The sequence below is a fragment of the Novosphingobium sp. MBES04 genome, from assembly GCF_000813185.1.
In the GTDB taxonomy this organism is placed as follows: domain Bacteria; phylum Pseudomonadota; class Alphaproteobacteria; order Sphingomonadales; family Sphingomonadaceae; genus Novosphingobium; species Novosphingobium decolorationis.
Window position 1 is genome coordinate 1 of sequence record NZ_DF850520.1, and the last position, 553, is coordinate 553.

Sequence of the window (553 nt, forward strand, 5' to 3'; positions counted from 1 at the left end):
GGGCTCTGTTGCAAACTCTGATGCGGTTGCCAAGGTTGGGCCCTTGGATTGGTAAGGTCGGTTGTGATGGACGATTTCAAAGGGCGGCATTTTACCGGCGAGGTCATCCTATGGGCGGTCCGCTGGTACTGCCGGTACGGCATCAGCTACCGCGATCTCGAGGAAATGCTGGCGGAACGTGGCATCGATGTCGATCACACGACCATCTATCGCTGGGTGCAGCGCTATGCGCCGGAGATGGAGAAGCGGTTGCGCTGGTTCTGGCGGCGAGGCTTTGATCCGAGCTGGCGTCTGGATGAGACCTACGTCAAGGTTCGGGGCAAATGGACCTACCTGTACCGGGCGGTCGACAAAAGGGGCGACACGATCGACTTCTTCCTCTCGTCGACCCGCAGCGCCAAAGCCGCGAAGCGCTTTCTGGGAAAGGCCCTTCGCGGGCTGAAGGGCTGGGAGAAACCAACGAAACTCAACACCGACAAGGCCCCCAGCTACGGCGTCGCAATCGCCGAGTTGAAACGAGAAGGGAAGCTCGCCCTGGAAACCGAACACCGGC

At 60.2% G+C, this 553-nt stretch carries 1 protein-coding gene; it reads left to right on the forward strand.

Features of this window, described 5'->3' with window-relative positions; genetic code table 11:
- Positions 1 to 66 precede the first annotated feature (66 nt).
- On the forward strand, positions 67 to 553 hold a 487-nt coding region (locus MBENS4_RS23770; RefSeq protein WP_039396946.1), incomplete at its 3' end, for an IS6 family transposase.